The organism is Phytopseudomonas flavescens (genome assembly GCF_900100535.1).
Lineage (GTDB): Bacteria > Pseudomonadota > Gammaproteobacteria > Pseudomonadales > Pseudomonadaceae > Aquipseudomonas > Aquipseudomonas flavescens.
Genome location: NZ_FNDG01000014.1, coordinates 60,676 through 78,013 on the forward strand (window position 1 = coordinate 60,676; position 17,338 = coordinate 78,013).

General features: G+C 63.0%; 21 protein-coding genes and 4 tRNA genes. 14 read left to right on the forward strand and 11 right to left on the reverse strand.

The window, feature by feature from the left end; genetic code table 11:
• The first annotated feature begins 99 nt into the window (after positions 1–99).
• The 6 genes from gltX to BLR94_RS17555 all read left to right on the forward strand — a co-directional run bounded on the left by gltX (position 100) and on the right by BLR94_RS17555 (position 2,866).
• Positions 100–1,581, forward strand: a complete 1,482-nt coding sequence (gene gltX / locus BLR94_RS17530; RefSeq protein WP_084306027.1) for a glutamate--tRNA ligase — start codon at positions 100–102, stop codon at positions 1,579–1,581.
• Between the two features lie 146 nt (positions 1,582–1,727).
• Positions 1,728–1,803: transfer RNA gene (locus tag BLR94_RS17535), tRNA-Ala, on the forward strand.
• A 58-nt stretch (positions 1,804–1,861) separates the two neighbouring features.
• Positions 1,862–1,937, forward strand: a tRNA-Glu gene (locus BLR94_RS17540).
• 49 nt (positions 1,938–1,986) lie between these two features.
• Positions 1,987–2,062 (forward strand) — tRNA-Ala (locus tag BLR94_RS17545).
• 47 nt (positions 2,063–2,109) lie between these two features.
• Positions 2,110–2,185 (forward strand) — tRNA-Glu (locus BLR94_RS17550).
• 246 nt (positions 2,186–2,431) lie between these two features.
• Complete coding sequence (locus BLR94_RS17555; protein ID WP_084306029.1) at positions 2,432–2,866, forward strand: acyl-CoA thioesterase; 435 nt, start codon at positions 2,432–2,434, stop codon at positions 2,864–2,866.
• A gap of 6 nt (positions 2,867–2,872) precedes the next feature.
• Here BLR94_RS17555 and BLR94_RS17560 read toward each other — a convergent pair whose 3' ends face one another.
• Positions 2,873–3,259 carry a hypothetical protein gene (locus BLR94_RS17560; protein ID WP_084306031.1) on the reverse strand — a complete coding sequence of 129 codons (387 nt, stop codon included), beginning with the start codon at positions 3,257–3,259 and terminating at the stop codon, positions 2,873–2,875.
• A gap of 183 nt (positions 3,260–3,442) precedes the next feature.
• Here BLR94_RS17560 and BLR94_RS17565 point away from each other — a divergent pair, with 183 nt between their 5' ends.
• The gene (locus BLR94_RS17565) at positions 3,443–4,423 is read left to right on the forward strand and encodes a tRNA dihydrouridine synthase (protein WP_084306033.1); all 981 of its coding nucleotides are present in this window, start codon (positions 3,443–3,445) and stop codon (positions 4,421–4,423) included.
• A 9-nt stretch (positions 4,424–4,432) separates the two neighbouring features.
• Here the strand turns inward: BLR94_RS17565 and BLR94_RS17570 are convergent, their stop codons facing one another.
• Positions 4,433–5,179 carry an SDR family oxidoreductase gene (locus BLR94_RS17570; protein WP_084306035.1) on the reverse strand — a complete coding sequence of 249 codons (747 nt, stop codon included), beginning with the start codon at positions 5,177–5,179 and terminating at the stop codon, positions 4,433–4,435.
• A gap of 117 nt (positions 5,180–5,296) precedes the next feature.
• On the opposite strand from BLR94_RS17570, the gene BLR94_RS17575 reads away from it, so the two are divergent.
• A complete protein-coding gene (locus BLR94_RS17575; RefSeq protein WP_084306036.1) occupies positions 5,297–5,743 on the forward strand; it encodes an Hsp20 family protein in 447 nt (148 codons plus the stop codon).
• 268 nt (positions 5,744–6,011) lie between these two features.
• On the opposite strand, the gene BLR94_RS27525 is transcribed toward BLR94_RS17575, so the two are convergent.
• From BLR94_RS27525 to BLR94_RS28205, 5 genes are all read right to left on the reverse strand, one after another.
• Entirely contained in the window at positions 6,012–6,176 is a 165-nt protein-coding gene (locus BLR94_RS27525) for a hypothetical protein (protein ID WP_167359774.1), read from the reverse strand.
• 203 nt (positions 6,177–6,379) lie between these two features.
• Positions 6,380–7,096, reverse strand: coding sequence for a DUF3108 domain-containing protein (locus BLR94_RS17580; protein WP_084306038.1), 717 nt, complete (start codon positions 7,094–7,096; stop codon positions 6,380–6,382).
• Positions 7,081–7,755 carry a phosphoribosylglycinamide formyltransferase gene (purN, locus tag BLR94_RS17585; RefSeq protein WP_084306040.1) on the reverse strand — a complete coding sequence of 225 codons (675 nt, stop codon included), beginning with the start codon at positions 7,753–7,755 and terminating at the stop codon, positions 7,081–7,083. Before purN ends, BLR94_RS17580 begins: the two co-directional genes overlap by 16 nt.
• Positions 7,755–8,813, reverse strand: a complete 1,059-nt coding sequence (gene purM, locus BLR94_RS17590) for a phosphoribosylformylglycinamidine cyclo-ligase (protein WP_084306042.1) — start codon at positions 8,811–8,813, stop codon at positions 7,755–7,757. The genes purN and purM overlap by 1 nt, the downstream gene beginning before the upstream one ends.
• A 162-nt stretch (positions 8,814–8,975) precedes the next feature.
• Entirely contained in the window at positions 8,976–9,107 is a 132-nt protein-coding gene (locus tag BLR94_RS28205; protein ID WP_279615876.1) for a hypothetical protein, read from the reverse strand.
• On the opposite strand from BLR94_RS28205, the gene BLR94_RS17595 reads away from it, so the two are divergent.
• The 3 genes from BLR94_RS17595 (at position 9,106) to hda (ending at position 12,267) form a co-directional block, all read left to right on the forward strand.
• A complete protein-coding gene (locus BLR94_RS17595; RefSeq protein ID WP_084306044.1) occupies positions 9,106–10,185 on the forward strand; it encodes a DUF2066 domain-containing protein in 1,080 nt (359 codons plus the stop codon). The genes BLR94_RS28205 and BLR94_RS17595 overlap by 2 nt on opposite strands.
• A 119-nt stretch (positions 10,186–10,304) precedes the next feature.
• Positions 10,305–11,375 carry an AI-2E family transporter gene (locus tag BLR94_RS17600; RefSeq protein WP_084306046.1) on the forward strand — a complete coding sequence of 357 codons (1,071 nt, stop codon included), beginning with the start codon at positions 10,305–10,307 and terminating at the stop codon, positions 11,373–11,375.
• A 187-nt stretch (positions 11,376–11,562) separates the two neighbouring features.
• A complete protein-coding gene (hda, locus tag BLR94_RS17605) occupies positions 11,563–12,267 on the forward strand; it encodes a DnaA regulatory inactivator Hda (RefSeq protein WP_084306048.1) in 705 nt (234 codons plus the stop codon).
• 24 nt (positions 12,268–12,291) lie between these two features.
• Here the strand turns inward: hda and BLR94_RS17610 are convergent, their stop codons facing one another.
• From BLR94_RS17610 to arsC, 3 genes are read right to left on the reverse strand one after another with little or no spacing between them, the layout of a single operon-like run.
• On the reverse strand, positions 12,292–12,714 hold the full coding sequence (locus BLR94_RS17610) for a DUF2069 domain-containing protein (protein ID WP_084306200.1): 423 nt from the start codon (positions 12,712–12,714) through the stop codon (positions 12,292–12,294).
• A complete protein-coding gene (gene wrbA / locus BLR94_RS17615) occupies positions 12,698–13,312 on the reverse strand; it encodes an NAD(P)H:quinone oxidoreductase (protein WP_084306050.1) in 615 nt (204 codons plus the stop codon). The genes BLR94_RS17610 and wrbA overlap by 17 nt, the downstream gene beginning before the upstream one ends.
• A complete protein-coding gene (gene arsC, locus BLR94_RS17620) occupies positions 13,309–13,662 on the reverse strand; it encodes an arsenate reductase (glutaredoxin) (protein ID WP_084306051.1) in 354 nt (117 codons plus the stop codon). The genes wrbA and arsC overlap by 4 nt, the downstream gene beginning before the upstream one ends.
• A gap of 226 nt (positions 13,663–13,888) precedes the next feature.
• Between arsC and BLR94_RS17625 the strand changes: the two genes are divergently transcribed.
• The gene (locus tag BLR94_RS17625; RefSeq protein ID WP_084306053.1) at positions 13,889–15,118 is read left to right on the forward strand and encodes a YihY family inner membrane protein; all 1,230 of its coding nucleotides are present in this window, start codon (positions 13,889–13,891) and stop codon (positions 15,116–15,118) included.
• A gap of 29 nt (positions 15,119–15,147) precedes the next feature.
• On the opposite strand, the gene BLR94_RS17630 is transcribed toward BLR94_RS17625, so the two are convergent.
• Positions 15,148–16,545 carry a PilZ domain-containing protein gene (locus BLR94_RS17630; RefSeq protein ID WP_084306055.1) on the reverse strand — a complete coding sequence of 466 codons (1,398 nt, stop codon included), beginning with the start codon at positions 16,543–16,545 and terminating at the stop codon, positions 15,148–15,150.
• A 30-nt stretch (positions 16,546–16,575) separates the two neighbouring features.
• Between BLR94_RS17630 and BLR94_RS17635 the strand changes: the two genes are divergently transcribed.
• Both BLR94_RS17635 and BLR94_RS17640 read left to right on the forward strand, forming a co-directional pair.
• Positions 16,576–17,055 carry a TlpA disulfide reductase family protein gene (locus BLR94_RS17635; RefSeq protein ID WP_084306057.1) on the forward strand — a complete coding sequence of 160 codons (480 nt, stop codon included), beginning with the start codon at positions 16,576–16,578 and terminating at the stop codon, positions 17,053–17,055.
• A gap of 4 nt (positions 17,056–17,059) precedes the next feature.
• A complete protein-coding gene (locus BLR94_RS17640; protein WP_084306060.1) occupies positions 17,060–17,335 on the forward strand; it encodes an acylphosphatase in 276 nt (91 codons plus the stop codon).
• Positions 17,336–17,338: the final 3 nt, after the last annotated feature.

The following is a 17,338-nucleotide window of genomic DNA, read 5'->3' on the forward strand; positions in this document are numbered from 1 at the left end:
GAGCCGTGGGGCCTGGCCCTGCTACTATTGGCCCCTTTCGCGAAAGCCTCTCCGGTTCGGCCTGATGGTGGTTTTCGCCCCATCGTATCGGGACTTTCCATGACCACCGTTCGTACTCGCATCGCACCGTCGCCAACCGGCGATCCCCATGTCGGCACTGCCTACATCGCCCTGTTCAACCTGTGCTTCGCCCGCCAGCACGGTGGTGAGTTCATCCTGCGTATCGAAGATACCGATCAGCTGCGTTCGACCCGCGAGTCGGAACAGCAGATCTATGACGCTTTGCGCTGGTTAGGCATCGAGTGGAACGAAGGCCCCGACGTTGGCGGTCCTTATGGTCCATATCGGCAGAGCGAGCGTGGCGAGATCTACCGCAAGTACGCGCTGGAGCTGGTCGAGAAAGGCCATGCCTTCTACTGCTTCTGCACCCCGGACGAGCTCGACCAGATGCGTGCCGAGCAGACCGCCCGTGGCGAGACGCCACGCTACGACGGTCGTGGCCTGCTGCTTGCCGAAGAGGAAGTGCAGCGTCGCCTGGCCGCAGGTGAGCCCCATGTGATCCGCATGAAGGTGCCGAGCGAAGGCGTCTGCGTGGTGCCGGACATGCTGCGCGGCGATGTCGAGATCCCGTGGGACCGCATGGACATGCAGGTGCTGATGAAGACCGATGGCCTGCCGACCTACTTCCTCGCCAACGTGGTCGACGACCACCTGATGAAGATCACCCATGTGTTGCGCGGCGAAGAGTGGCTGCCGTCGGCGCCCAAGCTGATCCTGCTGTACGAGTACTTCGGCTGGGAAAAGCCGCAGCTGTGCTACATGCCGCTGCTGCGCAATCCGGACAAGAGCAAACTGTCCAAGCGCAAGAATCCGACCTCGATCACCTTCTACGAGCGCATGGGTTTCCTCCCCCAGGCGATGCTCAACTATCTGGGCCGCATGGGCTGGTCCATGCCGGACGAGCGCGAGAAGTTCACCCTGGACGAGATGGTCGCCAACTTCGATGTGCAGCGTGTTTCCCTGGGTGGGCCGATCTTCGACCTGGAGAAGCTGTCCTGGCTCAACGGCCAGTGGATGCGTGATCTGAGCGTCGAAGAATTCGCCGCCGGTGTGCAGAAATGGGCGTTCAACAGCGACTACTTGATGCGGATCGCTCCGCATGTACAGGGCAGGGTGGAAACCTTCAGCCAGATCGCTCCCCTGGCCAGTTTCTTCTTTGCCGGCGCAGTGCAGCCGGACAAAGCGCTGTTCGCTCACAAGAAGCTCTCCGACGATCAGGTGCGCCAGCTCATGCAACTGATCCTGTGGAAGCTCGAGGCCCTGCGGCAGTGGGAGAAAGATCGCATCACCGGCTGCATCCAGTCGGTGGTCGAGCATCTGGAACTGAAACTGCGCGATGCCATGCCGCTGATGTTCGCGGCCGTTACCGGTCAGGCCAGCTCGGTGTCGGTGCTCGACGCCATGGAAATCCTCGGCCCGGATCTCACCCGTTTCCGTCTGCGCCAGGCAATCGAGTTGCTCGGTGGGGTGTCGAAGAAAGAGAACAAGGAATGGGAAAAACGCCTGGCCAGCATCGCCTGATACCTGGCCACCGGTCGTTTTCCTTGCCGATACACCGGATTGGATAGGTAAGTGTTTGTTATGTCAGCGAAAAAAAACGCATCACCGGCTAAAATTTTGTTGACAGGGTGCGGGGCCGCACTTAACATGCGCCCCGTCCTCGAGATGGGGCTATAGCTCAGCTGGGAGAGCGCTTGCATGGCATGCAAGAGGTCGACGGTTCGATCCCGTCTAGCTCCACCAATCTCGATAGCCACAACCGGTTCCTCGGAACAGGTTGAGTTGTAAAGAAGGGCTTTGCGTCCCCTTCGTCTAGTGGCCTAGGACACCGCCCTTTCACGGCGGTAACAGGGGTTCGAGTCCCCTAGGGGACGCCATTATTTCCAGCTGCAGTGCTTCGGCGTTGCAGCCAGACCGAAAGGTTCTGGGGCTATAGCTCAGCTGGGAGAGCGCTTGCATGGCATGCAAGAGGTCGACGGTTCGATCCCGTCTAGCTCCACCAATCCACGACAGGCCAGCCTAGTGCTGGCCTTGTTCTTCGAAGGTTTCGTCCCCTTCGTCTAGTGGCCTAGGACACCGCCCTTTCACGGCGGTAACAGGGGTTCGAGTCCCCTAGGGGACGCCATTTTTGCCCGCTCTGCGGGATTTTTAAGGGTCACTTCTCACGAAGTGGCCCTTTTGTTTTTGTGCGTTCGAAAAAGTGTGCTGGCCAGGCGCATGGTCTCAGATGCGGCTTGCGTGGCGGCAGCCAAAGCCCCTAATGTCTGGCTCTGAACAGGGGCTGGTCGATAGAGGAAGGTTGTATGAGGCTGACAATGGATGCTGCGCGACGGTATGCACGAGAGCTGGCCGTCAATCCGGGGCTTCACTCGTGAAGTGGGATCGTCCCAATCCCTTCACCCTCGAGCTGCTGGTCGGCAGTGAGGACATCGACGGCCTCGGGCATGCCAACAATGCTGTCTACGTCACCTGGCTGGAGCGTTGCGCCTGGCGCCACTCGCAATCGCTCGGCCTGGATCTGGTCGAGTACCGGCGCCTCGATCGCGCCATGGCGGTGGTGCGTCACGAGATCGACTACCTGAGCAGCGCCTACGAAGGTCAGGAGTTGTTGATCGGCACCTGGATCGTCGAGTCCGATCAGCGCTTGAAGATGGATCGCTGCTTCCAGCTGGTTCGCCCGCAGGACGGCGCTACGCTGCTTCGCGCAAGAACCACCTTCGTTTGCATCGAGCTATCCACCGGTAAGCCGAAACGCATGCCCGCCGAGTTCATCGAAGGCTACGGCAAGGCGCTGCTGAGTTCCTAGGTACTGCTACTGTGGCGCCAGAAACAGCTTCTGCTCTTGGTAGATCGCCTGGTAGCGCCGCACTTCGCCGGGCTGCAGCAGGATCGACTGACTGCTGACCAAGTCTATCTTCGCGCAGAAGCCTTCCCGGGACGGCGTGAGCACGACGCTGCGCTCTCCGCTGGGTACGTCCAGCGTCACGCTTTCGCCGGCGGGTATCGGCACCACTAACTGCTCGTCGACACGCAACTGCAAGTCGCAGGCATTCGGCGCGTTGCGGTCGCGACTGACGATGAGCTTGGCGCTGGCTGCCGGATCGATCGGTACGCCCTCGGAGATGGGCGTTGCAGCGAAGGTGGCAGGCGCGGGCAGCAGCAGTGCAAGCAGGCTGCCGGTCAGCAGAAGTCGACTCATGGTGGCTCCAGGCGATGCATCGATACTGCAATGGACTGCGTGTGACAGGCCTGCGTTCAGCTCGCCGGCAGCTGTCCTGGCTGGTCGGGCACCGTTACACTACGCGCCGTTTTCGTGGGCTGTCACCGGCTCCAGCCGCCTCCCGTGCTTGTCGGGCTTCAGTCATTTTTCGAGAGAGTCGCTATGCAGATCGCCCTGGCACCCATGGAAGGATTGGTCGATGACATTCTTCGCGATGTGCTGACCCGGGTCGGCGGTATCGACTGGTGCGTGACCGAATTCATTCGGGTTACCGACCGCGTGCTGCCGAGATCCACCTACCGCAAGCTGGCTCCAGAGCTGTTCAACGGTGCCAGAACCGCTGCCGGTACGCCGTTGCGCGTGCAACTGCTCGGCTCCGACCCCAAGTGCCTGGGCGACAATGCCGCCTATGCCTGCGTCCTCGGTGCACCGGTGATCGACCTCAACTTCGGCTGCCCGGCCAAGACCGTGAACAAGTCCCGGGGTGGGGCGGTACTGCTCAAGGAGCCGGAACTGTTGCACGCGATCGTCCGCGAGGTGCGCCGCAGTGTGCCGGCCGCCATTCCCGTCACGGCCAAGATGCGCCTGGGCTTCGATCACAAGGACTGGGCCATCGATTGTGCCCAGGCACTTGCCGAAGGTGGCGCGTCGCAGATCGTCGTACATGCCCGTACCAAGGTCGAGGGTTACAAACCGCCGGCCCATTGGGAGTGGGTGGCGCGGGTTCAGGAGGCGGTCGCGGTTCCGGTCTACGCCAACGGCGATATCTGGTCGCTGGAAGACTGGCGGCGCTGCCGCGAGGTGAGCGGCGTCGAAAACATCATGCTCGGTCGCGGCGTGGTGGCGCGACCCGACCTGGCGCGGCAGATCGCCCTGGCGCGGGCAGGGCAGGATGCCGGGGTGATGACCTGGGAGGAGCTGCAGCCGCTGCTGGCTGAGTTCTGGCTGCAGGCCCGGCGCAAGATTTCCCCACGCTATGCACCGGGGCGGCTGAAGCAGTGGTTGGCCATGCTTACGCGCAGCTACCCGCAAGCCGTTGAGCTGTTCGCCCAGGTGCGCCGGGAAACCCGTTGCGAGTACATCGACGGGTTGCTCGGCGTCGTCTTCGTGCCTCGCGAGCAGGGTGAGTGCCAGGCGGTCTAGCCAGGCTGCTCAACGGCCGCCGCTGACGTCGAACAGCACGCCGGTGGTGTAGGAAGCCTGCTCACTGGCTAGCCACAGAATGGCCTCGGCCACTTCTTCTGCGCGCCCGCCACGCGCCAGGGGAATGTTCCCGGCAACGCGGGCGACACGCTCCGGCTCGCCGCCACTGGCGTGGATCTCGGTGTCGATCACCCCAGGGCGCACCGCATTGACACGGATGCCATCGGCGGCCAGTTCCTTGGCCAGGCCAATCGTCATGCTGTCGACGGCACCTTTGGCAGCCGCGTAATCGACGTATTCGTCCGGTGCGCCCAGGCGGGCGGCGATCGATGAAACGTTGACGATGGCGCCGCCGCGACCGCCCTGGCGGGTGGACATACGCTTCACCGCTTCACGGTTGCACAGGAAGCTGCCGAATACGTTGGTGGCGAAGACCCGCTGCCAGCGCTCGAGGCTCATCGCCTCCAGGCGCATTTGCTGCTCCAGGATGCCGGCATTGTTGACCAGCGCGTCGAGACGCCCCAGGTGTTCGTCGATCTCGGCGAAAAGCCGTTTCACCTGCGCTTCGTATGCTACGTCTGCCTGTAATGCCAAGGCTCTGCCGCCAGCACCGACAATGTCACTGGCCAGTGCTTCGGCTACGCCGGCCTGCTGGCGATAGTTGATCGCAACCGCATAGCCATGCTGCGCAGCCAGGCGAGCGGTGGCTGCACCAATGCCTCGGCTGGCGCCGGTAATCAGGATCACTTTGCTCATCGAAGACTCCGTTTTTCAGCCCTTGAAATTTTTTTGGTCATCCACATTTTCAGTACTGCGGGATGCCGAAGTCGGGTCTCGCACCTTATCACTCGCTGAAAAATCAGGAGATTCAACATGAGCAACGCATTTTCCATGACCCCGCTGTTTCGCCAGTCCATTGGCTTCGACCGCTTCAACGACCTGTTCGAATCCGCCATGCGCAACGAGACGAGCAGCAGCTACCCCCCCTACAACGTCGAGAAGCATGCCGATGACAGGTACCGTATCGTCATCGCCGCCGCCGGTTTTCAGGATGAAGATCTGGATCTGCAGGTCGAGCGCGGTGTGCTGACCGTGACCGGGGGCAAGCGCGCGGGCAATGGCGACAACGTCACCTACCTGTATCAGGGCATCGCCCAACGTTCCTTCAAACTGTCGTTCCGTTTGGCTGACCATATCGAAGTCAAAGGTGCCAGTCTGGTCAACGGCCTGCTCAATATCGAGCTGGAACGCCTGGTGCCGGAAGAGGCCAAGGCCAAGCGCATCCCGATCGGCGGCGCGCATCCAGTGCTGGAAAGCTGATCCCTCGGCCAGCAGAACAGGCCCGCACACCAATGCCGGTCAGTCGAACTGACTGGCATTGCCATCTTCCGTGCCTGGCACGCCATGCCTGCGGGATGCCACGCCAAGTGGCAGCGATGGCCGTGTCAGGGAGGAGTAAACAACCGATGCCCGGTGTGGGCATCGGATCTCGTGAATGACCTGCCGATCAGCGGTGCCTGCGTTTTACCGACAAGCGCCCGGCGATTGACGGGCCTGGCTGGCGATCGCGGTCTGGGTGGGTGCCCCTTCAGGAGGATTCCAGTTCTGCCTGGTAGGCGACCGCCTCTTCTTCAGAGGGGAAAATGCCGACCAGTTGGTCATTCTGGTGGACGTCCCAGACACGTTTGCCTTCAGCCTGGGCCTCATGGGACATGTGGTGTTCGTCACGCTCGGTCACTACGACTACGCTCATTCTTATCTCTCCAGGGTCGTCGGATAAATGCGGCGCAAGGTGCTTGCGTTCGTGCTTGGCGTGCCAAGCAACGACTTTTTTACGACTGTAGCAATTGGTTACAAGTTCACTGTGTCTCGTTGGGTGTGCCGGCAGACCTACACCGCTGACGGCAGGCGTAAAAAAACCGGGACATGCCCGGTTTTTTGGCGCTGTCGTTAGTGTCAGTCGCGACGACCCTCTACCGCCTTGCCGTCGACGGTGCCCGACTTGAGCATGATCTGGTATTCCTTGCCGTCCTTTTCCACCTGATGCAGGCGGACCAGCAGGTAGTCCCAGTCCTTGGCGAACCAGAGGATGGTCTTGCGGCTGCTCTGTGTCGGATCGCGCACGCGTTCGACCTTGATGGCGTCGATCAGGCCGGCGCTGGTGCGCACCACTTCTTCGCCGAGCACGCGGAAGTCGTAGGTTTCGATTTCGTCGCCGTCGACCACTTGGTAGCTCATGCTTTTCTCCCCCGTCGCAACGTCATGCTGCAGGGCGAGCTGATAGGTGGATTTGTCCTGCATGCCGCGGTTGAGCGGAAAGCGCACAGGATCGCCGCGGTCGCTGCCGATCACCTGTTTCTGCGACCAGTCGAAATCGAATTCGACATCCTTGCTCTTGCCGAGGCCACTGCGTTCGAACTTGTAGCTCTGCGGCAGGAAGGCGTCGCCGTCGACCGTGAAGGTGCTCTGTTCGGTCAGGCCGGCAACCAGCATGGAGGCCTTGAAGGCCAGTTGCCAGCGGCCGTCATCGAGCTTCTGCAGGCTGCGTTCGGCCGAGCCACTGACCGGCACCTGTTTCCAGTCGGCGGTATAGCTGGCGGAGAAGGGTTTGGGCTCTTCGGCGAGGGCAGGCAGGCTGAACAACGCCAGGGCTAACATTAGGGCGCGGCGCATGGAGTCTCCTTGCTGTGGATGAGGTAGCCGGTGGCCGGCAATGCATGACCGTCGAGCAGCGGGCCGGAATCGCCGAGGCGCAAACGGCCTTCGGCGAACCAGCGTACGGCGAGCGGATAGATCTGGTGCTCCTGCACGTGAACCCGCTGCGCCAGGCTGGCGGCCGTGTCTTGCGACTGTACCGGGATTACTGCCTGTACGACCAGAGGGCCACCATCGAGTTCCTCCGTCACGAAGTGCACGCTACAGCCATGCTCGGCGTCTCCGGCTTGCAGAGCGCGCTGATGGGTGTGCAGGCCCTTGTGGCGAGGCAGCAGCGATGGGTGGATGTTCAGCAGGCGTCCGTGGTAGTGGCGCACGAACCCGGACGTGAGGATGCGCATGAAACCGGCCAGCACCACCAGCTGTGGCGAGAAGGCATCGATGACTCGGATCAGTGCCTGGTCGAAGGCATCGCGACCGTCGTATTCGCCATGCTCGAGAACACGGGTCGCGATGCCCGCGTCCCGCGCCCGCTGCAAGCCAAAGGCATCGCTGCGGTTGGCGATCACCGCGACGACTCGCGCCGGGTTCTCGCCCTGGTCGACGCTGTCGATCAGGGCTTGAAGGTTGCTGCCGCTGCCGGACAGCAATACAACCACGTTGCAGGGTTGTGGCATCAGTGGCTTTTCAGGTTGTTCAACACGACGCGCTCGGCGCCTTCGGCAGCGGCAGCGATCTGGCCGATGACCCACGGCTGTTCACCCGCAGCGCGCAGGGTCTGCAGGGCAACGTCGACCCGTTCCTGGGCGACGCAGATGACCATGCCTACACCGCAGTTCAGTACGCGGTGCATTTCGTGCTCGTCGACGTTGCCTTTTTCCTGCAGGAAGTCGAATACCGCCGGACGCTGCCAACTGGCCACGTCGATCACTGCCTGGGCGTTGTCCGGCAGCACGCGCGGGATGTTGTCGAGCAGGCCGCCGCCAGTGATGTGCGCCATGGCCTTGACCGCGCCAGTGTCCTTGATCAGCGTGAGCAGGGGTTTGACGTAGATGCGCGTGGGCGCCATCAGCAGGTCGGCTAGCGGTTTGCCAGCGAGCTCGGTCTTCTCGATGTCGGTGCCGGATACGTCGAGGATCTTGCGGATCAGCGAGTAGCCATTGGAATGCGGACCGGAGGAGGGCAGCGCGATCAGTGCGTCGCCCGTGGCGACCTTGGAGCCGTCGATGATTTCGGCTTTTTCCACGACGCCAACGCAGAAGCCGGCCAGGTCGTAGTCTTCACCTTCGTACATGCCGGGCATTTCAGCAGTTTCGCCGCCGACCAGGGAGCAGCCGGCGAGTTCGCAGCCGGCGCCGATGCCGGTGACCACGGTGGCCGCCACGTCGACGTTCAGTTTGCCGGTGGCGTAGTAGTCGAGGAAGAACAGCGGCTCGGCACCGCAGACCACCAGATCGTTCACGCACATGGCGACCAGATCCTGGCCGATGCTGTCGTGCTTGTTCAGGTTCAGGGCCAGGCGCAGCTTGGTACCCACGCCATCGGTGCCGGAAACCAGTACGGGTTGCTTGTAGCCGGCCGGAATCTCGCACAGGGCGCCGAAGCCACCCAGGCCACCCATGACTTCAGGACGGGCGGTGCGCTTGGCTACGCCCTTGATGCGTTCGACCAGGGCTTCCCCCGCGTCGATATCTACACCTGCGTCCTTGTAGCTGATGGAGGGTTGCTTGCTCATAGATCCAGGCCTTTGGAAGGGGAGAGTCGGAATAGCACCGGCCCCTTGGGGCCGTTCTGCGAAGGCGCGCGATTTTATCAGGCTTGCCCGGCAGCGGCCAGCCGCAGCGCCGGCTCGGTACAAGGGCCGGCGGGCAATGAAACCCATCCCGGGGGCAGCCGGTCACACGCGAACACCGGTGCTGTCGCTGTCGTGCGGCGACGCGGCTTGCGATGCCATGGCAACAGCCCCTAAGGTATAGCGCTCCGGCTGCTGCCGTGCGCCGTCTTCATCACGTCGAGAGTTTTCCTTCATGCGCCTGACCTTCTGCCCGCTGCTTCTCTGTCTGTCGCTCTTCAGCCTGCCGGCCCTGGCGGCTACGGTGAGTGATCTTTACCAGGTGCGTGAGACGGTCGCCAGCCAGCAGCCCGAGGAGCGTGATGCCGCCCTGCAGCGCGCGGTGGACACCTTGGTGTTGCGCCTCACCGGCAAGCCAGAGGCGGCCAAGAGCGGTGCCCTTGCAGAGTTGCGCAAGGATCCTCAACAGATCATCAGTCAGTACGGTTACGAGGGCGACCACCTGGTGGTGGATTTCGACGCGGTGTCCACGGACCGCTCGCTGCGCCAGGCGGGCCTGCCGCTCTGGGGCGTCAATCGCCCGGCCATCCTGGCCTGGTGGCTGAACGACACCGAGAGTGGTTCGAGCATGGTCGGTGATGGCCAGGCCAGCGCCGAGCCTCTGCGCCTCGCCGCCCAGCACCGCGGTCTGCCAGTGCGCCTGCCGCTGGCTGATCTCGGCGAGCAGTTGCTGGCGACCGATGAAAACCTGAGCGCGAAGGATCCGGGCGCCCTGCGCTCGGCCTCCGAGCGCTATGGCGCCGACGCGTTGTTGGCGGTTCGTGCTCGCGAGGCCGATGGCAAATGGCAGGCCGGTTGGCAGCTGTGGCTGGGCGACGAACGCGAACGGGGCGAGGCCGAGGGCGCCGATCAGGCCGCTCTGGCCGACGCGGTGCTGATGGCGGTGAGCGAGCGCCTGGCGCCGCGCTTCGTGGTCGCGGCAGGCGCGAGTGCCACCCGGAGTGTGGAAATCATCGGCGCGGATCTGTCGCGCTACGCTGAGCTGCAACGTGTGCTCGAACCCTTCGGAGCACAGTTGCAAGCGGTGCAGGCCGACCGTCTGGTCTACAAGGTCAGTGCCAGCGTCGAGCAATTGCGTAGCCAGCTGGGATTGCTGCAGTTGCATGAGGTGTCGGCCGCTGAACTGGCTGCCGAGTCACCGCAGGAGGCCGGAGCGCCAGCGCCGATGGATGGCACGCAGACGCCCGTCGATCCTCAGGCGACGCCTGCTGCATCCGGTACGGCAGATGACGATGTTCTGCGTTTTCGCTGGTAGACTGGCCGGCAATCTGCACCGAAGCGCTTGACTGCCGGCTGCTGCGTACAGGCGGCTGCCTGCCCCGGGGCGCAGTCTCCTGTGCCGTGACCCATCACTTCCCCCGTTGAGGATCGAGCATGCCCCTTTCGTCTCGCTGGCTATGGATAGCTGTATTGCTGGTGCTGGGCGGCTTCCTGTATGTACTGCATCCGATTCTTTCGCCGTTTCTGATCGGCATCCTGATCGCCTATCTCGGCGATCCCCTGGTGGATCGCCTGGAGCGCCTGAAGCTCTCCCGTACATGGGGCGTGATCGTGGTCTTCACGCTGTTCGCGTTGCTGATCGCCCTGGCGATGCTGGTGCTCATTCCGATGCTCGGCAAGCAGTTGACGCGCCTCTATGAACTGCTCCCGCAGATGCTCGACTGGGTTCAGAACCAGGCACTGCCATGGGTTCAGGTCAAGTTCGGGCTGAACGAGGGGTTCTGGCGCTTCGACCAGTTGAAGGCGGCCATGTCCGGGCACCTGGGGCAAACCGGCGATATCGCCGGGCTGATTCTTTCCCAGGTGACGGCGTCGAGTCTGGCGCTGATGGCCTGGGTCGCCAACCTGCTGTTGATCCCAGTGGTCAGCTTCTACCTGATGCGTGACTGGGATCTGCTGGTCGCCAAGCTGCGCAGCCTGGTGCCGCGCGACAATGAAGGCGTCGTGGTGACGTTGTTCGCGGAGTGCCATGAAGTGCTGGGCGCGTTCCTGCGTGGGCAACTGCTGGTGATGCTCGCGCTGGGAGTGATGTATTCGGTCGGTCTGATGGCCATCGGCCTGGAGCTGGGCCTGTTGATCGGCCTGCTGGCGGGCCTCGCCAGCATCGTGCCTTATCTAGGTGTAGTGGTCGGTATCGGTTCGGCGTTGATTGCCGGAGTGTTCCAGTTCGGCGGCGATCCCTATCCGCTGCTGGCGATTGCCGGTGTGTTCGTGGTGGGGCAGATGCTCGAGGGCATGCTGCTGACGCCACTGCTGGTCGGTGACCGTATCGGCCTGCACCCGGTCGCGGTGATCTTCGCCATCATGGCGGGGGGGCAGTTGTTCGGCTTCACGGGCATTCTGCTGGCGTTGCCGGTGGCGGCGGTGATCATGGTGTTGCTGCGCCATGTGCACGACCTGTACAAGCAGTCCGAGGCCTACACCGGAGAGAATCCCGGCGTCTGAAATATCCGCTAGGGTCATGGGCCGCTTGCCCTGTGCCTGGCGAGCGACCTGGTACGGCACTAGATTTGGCAGCCTAAACCCTTGTATTGCCTTGGAAAGTACGTCAATGACAGGGCGCCTCCAAGGGTATAGACTTGGTCGTCTTCATCCACCGTCCCGATCTGGCTGCGACGAGCCTTCCCCCAGCATGAAGCCGATTCAGTTGCCCTTGAGTGTGCGTCTGCGTGACGACGCCACCTTCGCCAATTATTACCCGGGCGCCAATGCCGCTGCCCTGGGGTATGTCGAGCGCCTGTGCGAGGCAGATGCCGGCTGGACGGAGAGCCTGATCTATCTGTGGGGCGGAGAGGGCGTCGGTCGCAGCCATCTGCTGCAGGCCGCCTGCCTGCGCTTCGAGCAGATCGGGGAGCGTGCCGTTTACCTGCCGCTGGCGGAGGTGGTGCAGTACGGCCCGGAGATTCTCGACAATCTCGAGCAGTTCGAGCTGGTCTGCCTGGACGACCTCGAAGCGGCTTCCGGGCAGCGCACCTGGGAAGAAGCCCTGTTCCACCTGTTCAACCGCCTGCGTGACAGCGGTCGCCGCCTGCTGCTGTCGGCCAACGCCTCGCCCCGCGAGTTGCCGATCAAGCTCCCCGATTTGAAATCGCGCCTGACCCTGGCACTGGTGTTCCAACTGCAGTCGCTGTCCGACGAAGACAAACTGCGTGCCCTGCAACTGCGCGCCTCGCGTCGTGGGCTGCACATGAGCGATGACGTTGGGCGCTTTATCCTGACCCGCGGCGAGCGCAGCATGAGCGCCTTGTTCGACTTGCTCGAGCGCCTCGATCAGGCGTCGCTGCAGGCCCAGCGCAAGTTGACCATTCCCTTCCTGAAGGAAACGCTGGGCTGGTAGCCCGCTTGCGGTCGGAGGCCAGCGTTATTGCTGCATGTCCTCACTGCTCGCGCCGATGCGCTGGTACTGCGCGCACCAGCGGGTGTAGAACAGCGCGCTGGTGAACAGGCTGAAGCTGAGGAGGATTTCCAACCAGCCGAATAGCTGCTTCGACGGGTCGAAGGCAGCCAGCACGCCCTGGATGAAGTACAGGTTGACTACAAAGCAGGCCCAGGAATGAGTGCGTGGGTGGCCGCCGAGGATGCCTGGGGCAAGCAACAGCAGGGGCAGCATCTGGAAAGCCAGTACTGCCCAGAGCAGCGAGCTGGGCACCGCTGCATAGCCCAGGTTCCAGATCAGCAGCAGCGCTGCCAGGCCCAGAAAACTGGCCAGGCTCAGGTACCGGCAGACGCGCAGGCGCGGCAGCAGCCAGGCGATGCTGGGAAGCGGCTTAGTGGTTCTGCCCACGGTCATTTCCCAGGTTGAGGGCGAGAGTCGCCAGGCGTTGACCGAGGGCGCGGCACAGGATGATCTCATGCTCGTCCAGGCTGCGCTTGCCGTCTGCGCCGGCATGGTGGCTGGCGCCATAGGGCGTACCGCCGCCACGGGTCTCGACCAGAGCGGATTCGCTGTAGGGCAGCCCGGTGATCAGCATGCCGTGGTGCAACAGGGGCAGCAACATCGACAGCAGCGTGCTTTCCTGGCCGCCGTGCAGGCTGGCCGTGGAGGTGAAGACACCGGCGGGCTTGCCGACCAGGCTGCCGGTCAGCCACAGGTTGCTGGTGCCGTCGAGGAAGTACTTCAGCGGCGCGGCCATGTTGCCGAAACGGGTCGGGCTACCCAGGGCCAGGCCGGCACAATTCTTCAGGTCGTCGAGGCTGGCATAAGCGGCGCCGTCGGCCGGAACCGTATCGCTGACCGCCTCGCACTCGGCAGATACCGCTGGTACGCTGCGCAGGCGTGCTTCCAGGCCCTGCATTTCCACGCCACGAGCGATATGGCGGGCCATCTCCGCCGTGGCGCCATGCCGGCTGTAATACAGCACGAGAATGTAGTCATTGCTCATGGCAGTAGCCTCAGGACGTTCTCGGCAGGGCGGCCGATCACCGCGCGGTCACCGGCGACCAGAATCGGCCGTTCGATCAGCCGCGGGTGAGCGCTCATGGCCTCGATAAGTTGCGTTTCGCTGAGCGCCTCGTCCGCCAGGTTCAGTTCGCGGTACTCGTCTTCGCCACTGCGCAGCAGTTGCCGCGCGGGGATGCCCAGCTTGGCCAGCACATCGCGCAATTGCGCGACGCTGGGTGGCGTTTCCAGATAAAGCAGTACTCTTGGCTGCAAGCCGCGCTCTTCGAGCAGTTGCAGTGCACCGCGAGATTTGGAGCAGCGTGGGTTGTGATAGAGCGTCAGGTCGGTCATGAGGTAGTCGCTTCTGGCGGCAGGTGCCGGCTATTCTAACCGCGTAGATGCCCTGCGCTGAACTGGGTGCGGCAATCCAAGCACAGCGGAGTAACTGCTCGATGACTGTAACCTGTATTCACAGGCGCCTGGCGCGCATCCTCGCCTTTTTTGGGCCCAGGTGCGCGACGTGTGCCGCCTGCATGGCGCGAGTTCGGCAGATAGGGATCGGCTCTAAGAGGTAGGTATGCAACAACGTTTGCGCGACTGGTTGGAGTTCTGGCGATTTCTCTGGCATCGTTTTTTCGCCAACCGCGGTACCGACAATGCGGCCGCGCTGACCTACACCACGCTGTTCGCCGTGGTGCCGATGATGACCGTCACCTTTGCCATGCTTTCCGCGGTTCCGGCCTTCCAGGGTACCGGTGAGCAGATTCAGGCATTCATCTTCCATAATTTCGTGCCTTCTGCGGGTGAAGCGCTGCAGGAGTACCTGCGCGAATTCACCACCCAGGCCCGTCAGTTGACCTGGATCGGTGTCGCGGTGCTGGCCGTGACAGCCTTCTGGATGCTGGTGACCATCGAGCGTACCTTCAATACCATCTGGCGGGTGCGTCAGCCGCGCCGGGGGATTTCCACCTTCCTGTTGTACTGGGCGATCCTCAGCCTCGGGCCGATGCTGTTGGGGGCCGGTTTCGCGATCAGCACCTACATCGCCTCGCTGTCGCTGCTCAGCGGCCTGGATGCGGTGGTTGGTGCCGAGACATTGCTACGCTTCACCCCGTTGCTGTTCAGCGTGGCGGCCTTCACGCTGCTCTATGCGGCGGTTCCCAATGCCCGCGTGCCACTGAGGCATGCCCTGTGGGGCGGCCTGTTCACGGCGGTGCTGCTTGAACTGGCCAAGGCCCTGTTCGGCGTCTACGTGCGTCTGTTCCCGGGTTACCAGCTTATCTACGGCGCCTTCGCTACGGTGCCGCTGTTCCTGCTGTGGATCTTCATGTCCTGGCTGATCGTGCTGGTCGGCGCCGAGTTGGTATGCAACCTCGGTGTTTCTCACCCTTGGCGCAGGCGCGCCATGCCGCGTGTGCTGGTATTGCTTGGGATTCTGCGGGTTTTCCAGTCACGCCAGCGTTCGGGGCTGAAGGTGCGCCATCGCGATGTGCAGCGACAGGGCTGGCTGCTGCCCGAGCATGAGTGGGAAGAAGTGCTGAGCTTTCTCGAGAGCCAGCGGCTGGTCGCCTGCACCGGAGGGGACAGTTGGATGCTCAGTCGTGATCTGGGGCATTACTCGCTGCAACAGCTGCTGGAGCGCAGTCCATGGCCGCTGCCCCGTCTCGACCAGCTACCGGCCGAGCTCGAGGAACCTTGGTACCCCCCATTCCGTCAGGCTTTGCAGCGTCTTCATGAACAGCATACGCTGCTGTTCGGCGATAACCTGGCGGGTTGGCTGGAAGGGCGTGGGAGTGACAAGGTATGAACAATCACGCGTCAGGCCCTTGCCTTGGTTCACGGCAAGTCGAGAGGGTGGCGGCTCACGCTGGTACCGAGCAGATTGCTGGGCGGTAACTGCAGCCGATTCTGGCTGATCGCGTTGGGCAACTGCAGCCAGAGGCTTTCGTCGCAGGCGAATTGCTCAAGGGGTAGCCACAGGCCGTGGTACCAGCCATTGCGTGGCTTCGGCGTGCTTTGCAGAATGCCGAGATGGGGTTGGCTGCTGGGCGTGCGCCTGATCCAGGTCGGCTGCGCCAGGCCCTTGAGGTAGCGCAGGCCGAGATGAAGGCCCTCGCCATTCAGGTGCCGCCAGCAGACCAGGGCCAGCACATCGCTGTCGGCCACCAGCAGCACCAGTTGGCCGATGGGCAACGTGTTCTGCGCCTGGGCGCTGCACAGCAGGCGTGCGCCGCCAGGTCCGATATCGAGAATCCGCACCAGCGTGCAGGGCGGGCGTTGCTCGAGCAACTGGGCATGAATGGCAGGTATGCCAATCGCCAGCAGGCACTCGCTGCATTGCGGTGTGCGTGAGTGACGGCGTTGCTCGTTGCCCTGCCAGTGCTGCTGCACCCGTTCCAGCAACGTGCGCTCTGCCACGCTCTGCAACGGTGCGGGTTCGCTTAGCGCCACCAGCAGCGCGCCCAATTCCAGGCGACGCAGCGTCGCGGAGCCAGCCTGGGGTCGCTGCACAGAGGTCAGGCTGGGTTGCGCCCGTGCCAGGTCGATCAACGCGCCTTCGGATTTGTCTTCCGCATCCCACGGCAGCAGTCTTGCGGTAGCTGCCAGGGGCGCCAGGGCGGCGAACAAACGTTCGCTTTCCTGCGCATGCAGGTGGGCTGGATTGCTGAGGGCCAGCAACAGCGTTTGCTGATAAAGACCGCGCAAGGTATCGGCGGGCGTTGGCAGCAACGCAGACGCCACGGGGTCGTCGAGGCAATCCTGTTGTTCGCCCAGCCAGTACAGCAGATGGCTGTCGCGCCACAACTGCGCAATGGGCTCGCGGTGCTGCTGGTAATGGCGCAGCAGCGCCTGGGCGATGAAGTACTGGGCCATGTACAGGCACCAGGCCTTATGTGGCTGCGAGGGCTTGTGCCCGTGCAATACCTGCAGCAACAGGCGTTTGAAACCGATTGCCAGTTCACTGCACAGGCTTAGCAGCGGCGCTGAGGCTGCCATGCCAGCGGCTACTCGGTAGTGGCGATACTCGTCCGCGAAATTTTGCAGCGTGCGCTGCCTTTCGAGTAAGGTCATGGTGCTACGGTTGAGGCTCGCGAGCAGTGCAAGTACCTCCTGCAATCCTTCTTCAGCGGGCCGTTGCCTGGCCACACCGAGCCGCCCGGCCAGTTCGGCTTGATTGATCGAGTTGCCGTTCGGCGTGTCGGGCACGCTGAGCTGCGAGACATCCAGGGTCATAGCGACGCTACCGGTATGAGGACCGTATTCATGGTAAAGCGATTCCAGGCAGTCATTCGCACCGTCGTGATGCTCGTCGCCGGCTTGGCGCTGGTGGGGTGTGGGGATGACTTCGGTGTCGATCAGCATGCTCGAAAGGTAGCGGCTGAGCGCCTCGAAGGCCAGTGGCTGATCATCAATTATTGGGCGGAGTGGTGCGGTCCCTGCCGTTCCGAGATTCCTGAACTCAATGCCCTGGCTCCGCAGCTCGAGAAGCAGTCGGCCGGGGTGTTCGGCGTGAACTTCGACGGCTTGCAGGGCGATGAGCTGGCCCGTGCTGCCGAGGCGCTGGGCATCGAGTTCACCGTGCTGGCCAAGGATCCCGCCGAGCACTACGGGTTGCCACCCAGCGATGCGTTGCCGGTGACCTATATCGTCGACGACAAGGGTAGGGTGAGGGAGCGGCTGCTCGGTGAGCAGAACGCCGAAGGTCTCAAAGCGCGCCTCAGTGCGTTGCGTCAGGAGGGATAACGCAGTGGCCCGTCTGAGCCTGCACGGTCATGTGACTGGTCGTGTTCAAGGTGTTGGTTTTCGCCACAGTACCGCTACCGAGGCCGTCCGCCAGGGGCTGTCTGGCTGGGTGCGTAACCTGGGCGATGGCCTAGTCGAATTGTTTTTCGAAGGCACTGCGGCTGCGGTAGGCGCATTGGCGAGTTGGCTGGAAAGCGGGCCGCCGCAGGCCGAGGTGACTGAGCTCGAGCTGCAGGAGCAGCCCTGGCAAGGACACACAGGGTTCGTCGTACAGCGGTGAGGC